Here is a 13,713-nt window from a genome sequence, read left to right as displayed (position 1 = left end):
CCGCTATTGAACCGCGCATGTGGCCCTGGGCATCATGCGCGGCATGGTCCTCAGCACACGCACCGCCTCCACGCCCGACGACGCAAAGCCCGCCATGGTGGTCAACTGCGTCGCCTACAACACCCGCGACGGCAAGCGCATCGGCGATGTCACGCTGGATGCGATCAGCGATGTGCTGAAGGAGCCGGATACCTTCGTCTGGGTGGGCCTGCACGAGCCCGATGAATCGCTGTTGCTGAAACTGCAGGAAGAATTCGACCTGCATGATCTTGCGATCGAGGATGCCCAGGCGGCCCATCAGCGCACCAAGATCGAGGCCTACGGCGAATCGCTGTTCATCGTGGTGCAGACCGCGCAACTGGTGAACGGGCACATCGCCTTCGGCGAGACGCACATCTTCCTGGGCGCGCGCTACCTGGTCACCGTGCGCCACGGCGCCTCGCTATCCTATGCGCCGGCCCGCCGCGCCTGCGAGCACACGCCGGACCTGCTCGCGCTCGGTCCCAGCTATGGCCTCTACGGCGTGCTCGATTTCATCGTCGACAACCTGCTGCCGATCGTGCGCGAGTTCAAGGAAGAGCTGCAGGAGCTGGAGCAGGACATCTTCGGGGATACCTTCAAGCGCCGCACCGTGCGGCGCCTGTACGACATGCAGCGCGACCTGATGACGCTGCGCCTGGCGGTGGCGCCGTTGCAGGACATCATCAGCCAGCTGGTGCGCATGCATCCGCACCTGATTCCGGACGAGCTGCGCGCGTATTTCCGCGACGTCTACGATCACGTGTTCCGCGTCAACGAATCGATCAGCGCGATGCGCGAGATGCTCTCCGCCGCCATCAACATCAACCTTTCGCTGGTGACCTTCAACCAGAACGAGGTGATGAAGAAGCTCGCCGGCTGGGCCGCCATGCTGGCCGCGCCGACGCTGATCACCAGCTGGTATGGCATGAACTTCCATCACATGCCGGAGCTGGACAAGACCTGGGCCTATCCGGCGATGATCGCCCTGGTGGTCGGCGTGGTGGCAGGCATCTACTACTGGCTGAAGCGTTCGCGCTGGTTGTAGGTTGGGGTTCGCCTTCGGCTCACCCCAACCTACGCGAGATTAAAAAAGGCGGCCCGAAGGCCGCCTTTTTATTTGCTGGAGCGAACGTCACTTGCCGTTCTTCCTGCCCCCATCCTGCGCCGTCCACTGCTTCAGCCAGGCATTGACCGTCTCGTGCCACTGCACGCTGTTCTGCGGCTTCAGCACCCAGTGGTTCTCGTCGGGGAAATGCAGGAACTGGCTGGGAATGCCGCGGCGCTGCATCGCGGTGAAGGCGCCCAGGCCTTGCACGTCCGGGATGCGGAAGTCCTTGCCGCCATGCACCACCAGCATCGGCACGCGCCAATCCTTCACGCGGTCCAGCGGATTGAACTTCTCGTAGTTCTCCGGATGCTCGTACTGCGTGCCGCCGTTTTCCTTCTCCTCGAACCACAGTTCTTCGGTGGAGTAGTACATCGAGCGGGTATCGAACACGCCGTCGTGGTCGACCAGGCACTTCCACGGCTCGTTCCACACGCCGGCAATCCAGTACACCATGAAGCCGCCGTAGCTGGCGCCCAGCGCGCAGGCGCGGTCGCCGTCGAGGAAGCTGTACTTGGAAAGTGCGGCCTTCCAGCCGGCCTTGAGGTCATCCAGCGGCTTGCCGCCCCAGTCGCCCGAGATGGAGTCGGTGAACGCCTTGCCATAGCCGGTGGAACCATGGAAGTTGACCGTGACCACCGCGAAGCCCTGGCCCGCATAGGTCTGCGGATTCCAGCGATAGCTCCAGGCGTTTTCCATCGCGCCCTGCGGGCCGCCATGGATGATGAAGGCCACCGGGTACTTGCGGCCCGATTTGTAATTGGCCGGCTTCACCACATAGCCCTGCACCGTCTCGCTGTTCCAACCCTTGAAGGTGAAGAACTCCGGCTCGCCCATCTGCGTGTTCTTCAGGCGCTGCTCGTTGTAGTGGGTGACCTGCTTGAGGCTCTTGCCTTGCAGGTCCGCCGTGTACAGATCGGCCGGATGCTTCAGATCGTCGCGCTGCAGCAGCAGGCGCGACTTGCCCAGCGAATAGCCGCCGATGGCGCCGTCGGTCACCAGGGTGCGCACCTTGCCGGTCGCCACGTCGATGGCGAACAGCGGATGCTGGCCGTGATCGTCCGCACTGGCATACAGCGTCTTGCCGTCGGCGGAAATCTTCAGGCCGCCGGCAGAGCGGTCCCAGTCGGGCGCCACTTCGCGCTTCTGCCCGCTGTCCAGGTCCAGCGCCATGATGCCGAAGCGGTCGGCCTCGAAACCCGGCTCCTTCATCGCCAGGTAGTACAGCGTCTTGCCGTCCGGCGAGGCGACCGGCGCGGTATCCCAGGCCGGGTTGGCGGCGGTGAGGTTCTTTGGCGCGGCGGAGCCGTCGGCCGGCACGCTGAACACGTCGAAGTTGGTCGACCAGGGCTCGGTCTTGCCGGCGATGCGCGCATCGAAATACACGGTGCGCCCGTCCGGCGAGAAGCTGAATTCGTCGTCGCCGCCGAACGGCTTGCTCGGCACGTCGCCGTCGATGCCGAGGCTGAGCAGGCGCGGCGCTTCGTCACCCTGCAGATCGGCGATGTACAGCTGCGCGCGGCGCCCGTCGGCCCAGGTATCCCAGTGGCGCACGAACAGCTTGTCGTACACGGTGCCGGTGGACTTGTCGGCTTCGCGCCCGTCCAGCCGCTCCTTGGTGCAGGCCAGGTCGGCGCAGTCGGTGAATACGTCGAAGCTCAGCAGCGCCTGCTTGCCGTCCGGCGACAGCACGAACGCGTTGACGTCAAGCGGCGTATGCGTCACCTGCGCAGGTGCGGCCGCGGTCTTGCCGAGCAACCCCGCTTTCGGGTCGCTGGAGCCCCAGCGCCACAACTGCGCGACGCCATCCTTCGCGGCGAGGTAATAGAACGACGCGCCATCCGGCGCCCAGCGCGGCGAGGAGCCCTTGTCGACCAGCTTGCGCGGCTTGCCGCCCTGCTGCAGATCGAGCAGGTAGATGGCGGTGATGCCCTTGTTCGCGGCGTAGTCGGTGCTGCGTACGGTGTACAGCGCATAGCGGCCATCCGGCGACAGCTGCGGATCGCCGACGCGATCCATCATCACCAGGTCGCGGATGTTGAACGGATGCGGCGAGTGATTCTCGACCTCGGCCGCGATGGCGGAGGAGGCCGCCAGCGACAGCGCCAGCGCGACAAACAAAGGCTTCATGGGCAGGATTCCCTGGGTGGAACGAAGCGCAGACGGTACAGAGGCCCCGCCTCGCGACGCAAGGAATAACGCAGCAAGACGGGGACTTGCGGCGGGCGGCGGGCGGCCCGCGCTCGCTATACTCGCCGCTTTTGCAGTCCGGCACGTTCCATGGCATCCAACCACCCCGACCTTCCGGCCCCGCTCGATCGCGACGAGCTGTTCGGCCATCCCAAGGGCCTGTACGTCTGCTTCTTCACCGAGATGTGGGAGCGCTTTTCGTTCTACGGCATGAAGGCGCTGCTGGCGCTGTACCTGATCAAGCACCACGGCTTCACCGACGCGGAAAGCCTGTCCGTACTCGGCGCCTACGGCGGCCTGGTCTACGCCACACCGGTGCTTGGCGGCATCCTGGCCGACCGCTACCTGGGCATGCGCAAGGCCGTGCTGCTCGGTGGCGTGCTGCTGTGCCTGGGGCACCTGGGCATGGCGGTGGAAGGACATGCGGCGACGGTGGGACCGGATGGCGCGGTGCATCGCGACCTGTTCGCGCTGAGCGTGTTCTATCTGTCGCTGGCGCTGATCATCAGCGGCGTGGGTTTCCTCAAGCCGAACATTTCCACCGTGGTCGGCAAGCTGTACGCGGAAGGCGATCCGCGGCTGGATTCGGGCTTCACCCTGTTCTATGCGGGCATCAATGTCGGCGCATTGTTCTCGGCGCTGATCTGCGGCTACCTCGGCGAGCGCTATGGCTGGAGCTATGGTTTCGGCGCGGCGGGCATTGGCATGCTGGCGGGCCTGGCGGTATTCCTCACCGGCCAGAAATACCTGCAGGGCCACGCCGAGCCGCCGGACCCGGAGGCGCTGCGGCGACGCCTGTTCGGCCCGCTGACGGTGGAATGGACCATCTATCTCTGCGCCGCTCTCGCGCTGCCTGCGCTGTGGGCGCTGATGCAGCTGGGCAATGCGGTGCTGTGGCTGCAGGTGGCGACGATGGCTGCATGGCTGGGCTGGCTGGCCTGGTACGTGACCGCGCGCTGCAACAAGGTGCAGCGCCAGCACATGCTGGCCTGCGTGTTCTTCGTGGCGGTGTGCCTGTTGTTCTTCACCCTGTACGAGCAGACCTACGGCTCCTGGGTGCTGTTCAACGACCGCATGCTGACCAAGGATCTGTTCCCCGCGCTGGTGATCCGCGAAGGCCATCCGATGCCGTGGTCCACGCTGCCGCTGGTGCTGAGCCCGTTCCTGGTGGCGCTCGCACTGCGCCTGCACGGCGGCCGCCTGCCCGGCCTGCTGCTCGGCGGCCTCACGCTGATGGGTGTCGTCTTTATCGTGCGCGATTGCATCGTGTTGCCGCAGACGGCCAGCTCGCTGACCTATCTCGGCCCGCTGTTCATCGTGCTGCTCGCACCCATCGCCGCATGGCTGTGGCCCTTCCTCGAACGCCATGGCCTCAATCCGTCCAAGCCCGCCAAGAGCGCGATCGGCCTTGCCTTCGCCGGCCTCGCCTTCATTCCGCTGCTGATGGGCAACCCGGATCCGGCCAGCGGCGCGCTGGGCAGCGTGTGGTGGATAGCGCTGGCCTATCTGCTGATCGAGATGGGCGAGGTGGCGTTGTCGCCGATCGGCCTCTCCGCGGTCACGCAACTGTCCGTGCCGCAGGTGGCCGGCCTGATGATGGGCGCATGGTGGCTGGGCACGTCGTTCTCCGAACAGCTGGCCTCGATCCTGGGCAAGCTCGCCGCGCTGGACGTGCCGGCGGACGGGCAGATCGACATGGCGCTCGCTACGGCCAAGTATGGAACCCTGTTCCAGCAGATGGTCTGGCTGGGGCTGGGAGCTGCCGTACTTGCGCTGCTTGTGACGCCGGTGGTCAAGCGGTGGATGCAGGGAGTGAAGTAAGACCGGTCGCGGCTTGGCCCGAGATGACCAAGATCGTGCGGGCGGTCACGGAACAGATATCCGCTGGTCCCAGCTGATGCGTTCCCTGCCCCCTGTTTCACCGTTGGTACAAAACATGCCTTCACTGGGGCGTCGACACCCAGGGGGATGCTTTTATGTTGCGCCAACGCCTTGCCAAGGGCTTTACGTTGATCGAGCTGATGATCGTGGTGGCGATCATTGCGATTCTTGCGGCGATTGCGATTCCGGCCTATCAGGACTATGCCATTCGTGCGCAGGTTGCCGAGGGCATGAGCCTGGCTACCGGGGCCAAGACAGCCGTTTGGGATTACGTTTCAAACACGGGTCGTTTTCCCTCGAATAACCAGTCCGCGGGGCTGGCGACAAACACGTCGATCGTAGGGAATTATGTTTCGAACGTGGACGTCTCCGGCGGGTTGGTCAAGGTGAAGTTCCAGACCGCGAAAGCGAATTCGCATATCAACACTGCAAGTACTTACCTGGCGCTTTCGCCGGTAAGCCACGCCGGAAGCATCACGTGGACCTGCACCAGGAGCACGGTCGATCCGAAGTACCTGCCGACGTCCTGCAGGCAGTAAACCCTCACAAGAGTGACGCAACACGTCACCTACTGCCCAACAACGACATCGAAAGCTTATGTTGGATCGATCACAGTTCACTCGATTAGGATGTTGCCAGCCCACTCGTTGTGAGCTTTCGTGAAGCTAGGCACAATTCCTAACCCCACCGCCATGCGGGAATATGTCCGCGGCAAAAATGGCATGCAAGCTGCTTAATTTGTCGCGAGCTTCCTGGTCGTTCCTGACCGTAAGTATGGGTCCGATCCCGCCTAGGGGGATTCGGGACTGGGGCTCAGGGGGCATCAAAACGGTTAGCTAACCAAAAACAGAGGAACCATCATGAAGAACGTGCAGAAGGGCTTCACCCTGATCGAACTGATGATCGTGGTCGCGATCATCGCCATCCTGGCCGCCATCGCCATCCCGGCTTATCAGGATTACCTGATCCGCTCGCAGGTGTCGGAAGGTGCGGTGCTGTCGGACGGTGCCAAGACCGCGATGGGTGAGTTCTACAGCAACACCGGCCGCTTCCCGCCGGCCAACCAGTCGGCTGGCCTGGCCAAGAACGTCAGCATCGTCGGCAAGTACGTGGCTTCGATCGACGTTGGCGCCACCCAGGGCCAGATCCAGGCCAAGTTCAACACCACCACCGCGAACTCCAAGATCCAGGGCAAGGTGCTGGCCTTCTCGGCCGTCACCAACACCGGCAGCATCTCGTGGGTGTGCAAGACCAACAACACCAACATCGATCCGAAGTACCTGCCGACCGCTTGCCGTTAATTCTCGGCTTTCAAGTCGTCATTCCGGGAAGGGCCGCCTCGTGCGGTCCTTCTCTTTTTTAAGATCTGCCATGTCCCAGATGCGCCAACACCTCCCGACTCTTCTTTGGCTATCGGCGGCGTTGGCGTTGACCGCCATTGCATACTGGCCAGGCCTGCACGGCGGCTTCCTGTTCGACGACTACATCAATCTGCCCAGCCTCGGCGCGCAAGGGCCGATCGATAACTGGCCGGCGTTCTGGCGCTACATCACTTCAGGCACCGCGGACCCCACCGGCCGCCCGCTGACGCTGCTCACCTTTCTGCTGGATGCACGGGACTGGCCCGCCTCGCCCTATCCCTTCAAGTGCACCAGCCTCGCGCTGCACATGATCAACGGGGCGTTGCTTTTCTGCGTGCTGCTCCGTCTGGGCAACTTCCTCCACGGCGAGGACAAGGCCCGGGTACGCAGGTCCGCTGCCGTGGCGACCGCGCTGTGGCTGCTGCACCCGCTGCTCGTCTCGACCACGCTGTATATCGTGCAGCGCGAAGCTATGCTGCCCGCGACTTGCGTACTGGCAGGCCTGCTGATATGGATGCATGGTCGCGAGCTGATCGTCCGGGGACGATTGCATCGCGGTCTCACCGTCAGCGTCGCCGGCATCGCCGGCTTTACCCTGCTCGGCGCCCTGGCCAAGGCCAATGGCGCGCTCCTGCCACTGTTCGTGTTGCTGATCGAATACGTCGTGATCAGGCCGCGGCGCAGCATCGACACGCCCAAGGCACGTTCCTGGTACGGCGCCACGCTTTTTGTCTTCGGCATCCTGCCGGCGGCTGCTATTGCCGCCTACCTGCTATGGGTAGGCATTCACGGCATCGCCGTGGGCAATGTGCCCTCGCGCCCCTGGAGCTATACGCAGCGTCTGCTCACCGAGCCGCGCGTGCTGATGGATTACCTGACCCTGCTCTGGGCACCGCGAGCCGACTCGACGGGGCTGTTCAACGACCAATACGTACCGTCGACTTCGCTGCTCCATCCTGCAAGCACGCTCTTTTCCATCATCGCCCTCGCAGGACTGGCAGCGGTCGCATACAAGTCCCGAAAAGGACTACCTGCCATCAGTGCGGCCATCGGCTTCTTCCTGATCGGGCATCTGATCGAATCCAGCTCCATCCCGCTTGAACTGTATTTCGAGCATCGCAACTATCTACCCGCCCTGCTCATGTTCTGGCCGATAGGCGAATGGCTGGCCGATCGCCGCACACTAGCCCTGCTGAAAACCACGCTGACCTGGACAGTTCCACTCACCCTCGCGATCCTCACCTATTCGCGAGCGCAGGTCTGGGGCGACGAGCTGACCCAGGCCCTGATCTGGGCCAGGATCAATCCCGACTCCGCCAGGGCGCAGGCCAATGCGGCCCAGGAAGAAATGCAGGCCGGCCGCCCCGACCTGGCAGCCGCGCGCCTGCAGCGATGGCTCGCTCATCACCCCAATGAACTGCAGATCAGTTTCAACCTGATCGGCGCCCGCTGCATGATGGGCTCCCTGCCCGCGTTCGAGATGGCCGCGGCGCGCGAGGCGATTCTGACCGCACCTAACACCAGCGCGCTCCTGACTCACTGGCTGGACCGGATGCTACCCGTCGCCCAGGCCGGTCACTGCAAAAATCTCGATACAGCCGACCTGCTCAACTTGATCGACGCCGGTTCGCGCAACCCCAAGCTGGACGATCCCGCCTCCATGCAGGACTTCAAGTACCTGCACGGCCGCATCCAGCTAGCGCAAGGCCAGGCTGATGCGGCGCTGCAGGATTTTGAGCAGGCGCTGGACCTGGCAGTGCGGCCGAGCATCGCCCTGGAAGGCGCCGCACTGCTTGGCTCGGCTGGATATCCGGTCCATGGCCGCCAGTTGCTGGATCACTACATGCAGGTACGCGACAAGACTCCGAAGCCAGGACCCGGCATGCCTACCGTGCACGACTGGATCCTGCGCCGGCAGAACTACTGGCCGCGCGAGCTCGAACATATCTACCGGCAACTGGACGCCGATGCGCGGCACATGGGGCAGAATCAGGCCACGCCTCCAGCCGCCGGCCCGAATATGAAGACACAATGAAACCCTTCATCCCGCGCACCCTCCTCCTGATCGGCTTCATTGCGATCATCGCGGTCTACTGGGCCGGCCTCCATGGCGCCTACCTGTTCGACGACTACCCCAACATCATCGACAACCATGAGGTCCAGCCCAAGGATGCGAGCATCCCATCGCTGGTGAGCGCGGCGCTGTCCTCGCCGTCCAGCGAACTCAAGCGACCACTGTCTTCGCTGAGCTTCGCCGTCAACTACCTGGCCACCGGATTGGATCCCTTCTGGATGAAGGCCACCAATCTCGTCCTGCACCTGCTCAATGGCTGGCTGGTCTACCTGCTCGCCGGTGTACTGATCTCCGCGGTGCGCAGGTGGCGTTTCGACGGTTCGAACCTGCGGCCCTTGGAGCAAGACGCGACGCCAGAAACCGAGGTGCAGACCCGATGGATGGCAGCGTGCCTCGCGCTCGGCTGGATGCTGCTGCCGATCAACGTCACCGTCGTACTCTACGTCGTGCAGCGCATGGAAAGCATGGCCAACCTGTTCGTGCTCGCCGGCTTGATCGGCTACACGCGCACGCGCAGCCGGATGCTCGAACTCAAGGATCACGGCCTGCGACAGGTCGCGCTGTGCGCCGGCTACATCCTGTTGCCGACGGCTCTGGGGCTGTTCGCCAAGGAGACCGCGATCATGTTGCCGCTCTATGCAGCCCTGGTGGAATGGGCGGTATTTCGCTTCAAGCGCCCTGACGGCGTCGGGACTGATCGCCGCCTGCTCGCCTTGTATGCGTTCGGCCTCGTCCTGCCGGGCATCATCGGTCTTGCCGTTCTTGTGCCTGGCCTGCTCCGGCCGGCGACCTGGGCGGTCAGGGACTTCACGCTCAAGACCCGGTTGTTGAGCGAAGCCAGGATCGTCGTCGACTACGTGGCGTGGACCGTCGTGCCGACGCCGCATGCCTTGTCGTTCTATCACGACGACTTCCAGATCTCGAAAGGGCTGCTTGCTCCGCTCAGCACTTTCGCCAGCATCGTGGCCCTTGCGCTCGGCATCGGCTTTACGGTGTGGGTGCGCAAGCGCAAGCCCCTGGTCGCTCTTGGCTTGGCGTTGTTCCTTGGCTGCCACCTGCTGACGGGAACCATCATTCCCCTGGAGCTCATCTATGAGCACAGGAATTATTTTGCGAGCTTCGGCCTGCTGCTCGCGCTGCTCCCCTGGCTTGCCGCGATGGAAGACAGCCCGGTAGCGACGCGCTCGTTCTTTCTGCCCAAACGCACGCTCTTCGTCATGTTGATGCTGCATTGGACCGCACTCACACTCATGACCTCTCAGGCCTGGTCGACCCCGCTCAACCTCGCGGAGGAGCTTGCGGCTCGCGCACCGCAGTCGCCCCGCGCGCAGTACGAACTGGGTCGCACCTATATCGTGCTCTCCAACTACGATGCGGCTTCCCCCATGGTCGATCAGGCTTATGCGCCACTGGAAAGAGCTGCCGCCCTGCCCGGCTCATCCATTCTTCCCGAACAGGCCCTGATCTTCCTCAACGCGAGGATGAACCGCCCGATCAAGAACGAGTGGTGGGACTCCCTGATCGCAAAACTCAAGGCGCGCACGCCGGGCGTGCAGGACGAAAGTTCGCTTGGCGCATTGACTCAATGCGCGCGCCAGGGCCACTGCGACCTCTCGACTCAACGCATGATGGAATCTTTCCTCGCGGCACTATCTCATCCCAATCCGAGTGGGCGGCTGCTCAGCATGTACGCCGACTACGCATGGAATGTTCTGGAGGATCGCGCCCTAGGCATCCAGATGGCGACACAGGCCTGCGCCGTGGCTCCTCGCGAACCCGCCTATTGGACCAGCCTGGCCCGCATGCAGCTCGCCACCGGCGATCCGGCCAGCGCACGCAAGAGCATTGCGCAGATCGAGCATCTCAATGTGGCCAACTCACTCACCCCCATCATCAACGAGCTGACGCGGTCATTGACCGCCAGTTCGCATGAATGACCTCGGCTCATGAGACCCACTTCGTCGACCACCGCTCCGATCCATAGTCCGCCTTCCGTCGGGCCTTCCCGCCCCATGCGCGTACTCATGGTCAGCACCTCCTATCCCAAGGACTTGTCGGATTGGAAAGGTGTATTCATCCGGGACATGGCCCGTTCCATCGCCGCGAAGAAAGATATCGAACTGCATTTGTGGGCCCCGCCTGGAACGCTGCCGGATAAAGTCCAGCCGGCAGCGACGCCGACCGAATCCGCTTGGCTCGATCAGCTCATGGCCGCCGGAGGTGTCTCGCACCTGATGCGCCAGGGCGGTCTTGCCTCGACGCTGGCACCGGCGAAACTGCTTTATCTGTTGTGGAAGACCTATCGCCGTCATGCCAATGTCGACGTGTACCACCTGAACTGGCTCCAATGCGCCCTGCCGCTTCCCAACAACGGCAAGCCGGCCCTACTGACCGTGCTCGGCAACGATCTCAAGCTCATGAACGTTCCCCTGGTTCGTTCCCTGCTTCGCCGGAACATGCGTTCCCGACCGGTGGCCATCTGTCCGAACGCCGAATGGATGCGACAGCCGCTCGAAGCCGCGTTCGGCGACATCGCGCAGATCAAGCCGGTTTCCTTCGGTATCGCGCCGCATTGGTATGAGATCGAAAGATCTCCGGCGAGTCCGCACCAGTGGCTGGCCGTAACGCGCCTGACCGCCAACAAGCTCGGCCCGCTCTTCGAATGGTCGGCACCGTTGTTTGCTGGTGGAGAACGAGAGCTGCACCTGTTCGGGCCGATGCAGGAACAGATCGAGGTACCCCGTTGGGTCCACTACCACGGCTCGGCCACCCCGCAGGAACTGGCCAGCACCTGGTTCCCTCGCGCGACCGGCCTGGTCACCCTGAGCCGGCACGCCGAAGGCCGCCCGCAGGTCATGCTGGAGGCGATGGCCAGCGGCCTGCCGATCGTGGCTTCGGATATGCCGGCGCACGCCAGTATCGTGGAGAATCACCGCAGCGGCCGTCTCTGCGATACCCAGGGCTCGTTCGAGGACGCGATTCGCCAGTTGGAAGACCCGGCAATCAATGCGCAATATGGAGCGGCCGCCCGAGCCTGGGCCCGCGATGATTTCGGCACCTGGGACGATTGCGCCGGCCGCTATGTGGACATCTACCAGAGCCTGCTGACCTCCCGCCATGCGTGATTCCATCCTGATTCTCGGCGCCGCCGGCTTCATCGGGCGACATCTCACGCAGGCGCTGCTGGACTCTGGCCATCGTGTCATGGTGGCGACTCGTCGTCCCGAGACATTGGCGCACCTTTCTGCCGAGGCGTTGAACCTGGTCACTCCGGATGATTTCCGTGCAGCGCTTGCAAAAGCGCACACCGTCATCCACACGGCATCCTCGTCGACACCCGGCAGCTCGTCGGGTCAACCGCTCAAGGAGCTGCAGAACCTGACGCCGACCTTGACTCTGCTGGAGGCCCTGCACCAGCAGCCGTCGATCCGCCTCATCTACATTTCCTCGGGCGGCACGCTGTACACCAATCACGATCGCACCCCGGCTACCGAAAAGAGCCGAATCTGGCCGCGCTCCTATCATGGCGCCGGCAAGATCGCCGCGGAATCGTTCATCGAAGCGTGGTGCTCGCAGCAAGCCGGCTCGGCGACGGTCATCCGCCCTTCGAATGTATATGGACCGGGCCAGGAGCTGCGCGTCGGCTTCGGCGTCATCCCCAACGGTTTCGCCAAACTCAAGCGCGGCGAAGCGATGGAGATCTGGGGCGACGGTTCGGCCACCCGCGACTATCTCTACATCGACGATTTCGTCGAGCTGTGCCTACGCATCCTGAGCGAGCCGGCCAAGTCGGGCTTCGAGATCTTCAACGCGTCCAGCGGCACCGGCACCAGCCTGAATCAACTTTTGCAGCAGATGGAGCTGGTGGCAGGCACGGCACTGAAGCGCGTCTATCACCCGCCGCGATCACTGGATGCCGAGCACGTTGTCATCGATGCGATGCACGCCGCGCAACGCCTCGGCTGGGCAGCGACCACACCACTGCAGAAAGGCCTCGAGCAAACGTGGAACTGGCTGAAACCTCGTCTCCCGTGAAGCACACCGATCGGATCGTGTGCTCCATCTGCATCGCCAACTACAACGGCGAGCAGTTGCTGGACGACTGCCTGGCCTCAATCCTTGCCCAGGAAAATGCGCCTAGCATTGAAGTCATCGTGCACGACGATGCCTCCACCGATAGCTCCGTCGAACTCATCCGCCAGAAGTATCCCTCGGTCAAGCTGCTACAAAGCGCTGACAACGTGGGCTTCTGCGTAGCTAACAACCGCATGGTCGCCGCCGCTGCCGGCGACTACGTCCTGCTGCTCAACAACGATGCCGCGCTTTTTCCCGATGCGCTGAGCAAGCTGTTGGAGCAGGTCGAAGCCGGACCCGACAACATACTCACCCTGCCCCAATACGACTGGGTCACGCACCGGCTGGTCGATCGCGGCTGCCTGCTCGACTATTTCTACAATCCAATCCCGAATCTCGACGCCGATCGTACCGACGTCGCCATGGTCATCGGCGCATGCCTGTGGATACCGCGGAGGCTGTGGATCGAACTCGATGGCTTCCCGACGTGGATGGAATCCATTGCCGAGGACCTGTATCTCTGCAGCATCGCCCGGTTGCGTGGCCACGAGGTCCGCGTCGTCCCCGGCAGCGGCTATCGGCATCGACAGGGCGCTTCCTTCGGAGGAAACAAGCCGTCGCAGAGCAAGCTGGCCTCTACCATGCGACGGCGGCGCCTCAGCGAGCGCAACAAGAGCTACGCGCTCTTCATCTGCACACCGACGCCCGCGATGTGGGCGCTCCTCGCACTGCATGCCCTGCTTCTGATCGCCGAAGGGCTGGTATTGAGTGCGTGGCGACGGAATCCCCGCATCTTCCTCGATATTTACTGGAATGCCGTGACTTCCGTGGTGAAAGAGCGGGCCCGGCTTCGCTCGACCAGGAACCAGCTCATGAAGCTGAAAGCGACTTCGAATCGCCGCTATTTCAGTGTTTTCGCCAGGATGCCGCGCAAGCTATCGATGTTGCGCCAGTTTGGCGTGCCCGATATCGGCAAGTAGCGCCAATCCTGGCGCTGAACGATGCCA

General features: G+C 63.3%; 10 protein-coding genes. 9 read left to right on the top strand and 1 reads right to left on the bottom strand.

The window, feature by feature from the left end; all coding sequences use genetic code 11:
- Nucleotides 1-34 precede the first annotated feature (34 nt).
- The gene (corA, locus tag BM172_RS17595; RefSeq protein ID WP_026633470.1) at nt 35-1,066 is read left to right on the top strand and encodes a magnesium/cobalt transporter CorA; all 1,032 of its coding nucleotides are present in this window, start codon (nt 35-37) and stop codon (nt 1,064-1,066) included.
- Nucleotides 1,067-1,153: 87 nt separating this feature from the next.
- Here corA and BM172_RS17590 read toward each other — a convergent pair whose 3' ends face one another.
- Complete coding sequence (locus BM172_RS17590) at nt 1,154-3,256, bottom strand: alpha/beta hydrolase family protein (RefSeq protein WP_026633471.1); 2,103 nt, start codon at nt 3,254-3,256, stop codon at nt 1,154-1,156.
- Between the two features lie 150 nt (nt 3,257-3,406).
- Here BM172_RS17590 and BM172_RS17585 point away from each other — a divergent pair, with 150 nt between their 5' ends.
- From BM172_RS17585 to BM172_RS17550, 8 genes are all read left to right on the top strand, one after another.
- On the top strand, nt 3,407-5,137 hold the full coding sequence (locus BM172_RS17585; RefSeq protein WP_051548316.1) for a peptide MFS transporter: 1,731 nt from the start codon (nt 3,407-3,409) through the stop codon (nt 5,135-5,137).
- A 155-nt stretch (nt 5,138-5,292) separates the two neighbouring features.
- Complete coding sequence (locus BM172_RS17580) at nt 5,293-5,736, top strand: pilin (RefSeq protein ID WP_026633473.1); 444 nt, start codon at nt 5,293-5,295, stop codon at nt 5,734-5,736.
- Between the two features lie 321 nt (nt 5,737-6,057).
- Nucleotides 6,058-6,498, top strand: a complete 441-nt coding sequence (locus BM172_RS17575) for a pilin (protein WP_026633474.1) — start codon at nt 6,058-6,060, stop codon at nt 6,496-6,498.
- A 70-nt stretch (nt 6,499-6,568) separates the two neighbouring features.
- Nucleotides 6,569-8,593, top strand: a complete 2,025-nt coding sequence (locus tag BM172_RS17570) for a tetratricopeptide repeat protein (protein WP_231504112.1) — start codon at nt 6,569-6,571, stop codon at nt 8,591-8,593.
- Nucleotides 8,590-10,569, top strand: a complete 1,980-nt coding sequence (locus BM172_RS17565) for a hypothetical protein (RefSeq protein ID WP_051548317.1) — start codon at nt 8,590-8,592, stop codon at nt 10,567-10,569. Before BM172_RS17570 ends, BM172_RS17565 begins: the two co-directional genes overlap by 4 nt.
- Before the next feature lie 87 nt (nt 10,570-10,656).
- Nucleotides 10,657-11,757 (top strand): glycosyltransferase family 4 protein, encoded by a 1,101-nt coding sequence (locus BM172_RS17560; protein WP_231504113.1) that lies wholly within the window; start codon nt 10,657-10,659, stop codon nt 11,755-11,757.
- Nucleotides 11,750-12,667 (top strand): NAD-dependent epimerase/dehydratase family protein, encoded by a 918-nt coding sequence (locus tag BM172_RS17555; protein ID WP_026633476.1) that lies wholly within the window; start codon nt 11,750-11,752, stop codon nt 12,665-12,667. The genes BM172_RS17560 and BM172_RS17555 overlap by 8 nt, the downstream gene beginning before the upstream one ends.
- Nucleotides 12,637-13,686, top strand: a complete 1,050-nt coding sequence (locus tag BM172_RS17550) for a glycosyltransferase family 2 protein (RefSeq protein ID WP_197022824.1) — start codon at nt 12,637-12,639, stop codon at nt 13,684-13,686. Before BM172_RS17555 ends, BM172_RS17550 begins: the two co-directional genes overlap by 31 nt.
- Nucleotides 13,687-13,713 lie beyond the last annotated feature (27 nt).

Source organism: Dyella marensis, assembly GCF_900112865.1.
Classification (GTDB): domain Bacteria; phylum Pseudomonadota; class Gammaproteobacteria; order Xanthomonadales; family Rhodanobacteraceae; genus Dyella_D; species Dyella_D marensis_A.
The sequence above is the reverse complement of the archived record's forward strand: the minus strand, read 5'-3'. Positions and strand labels throughout refer to the sequence as shown.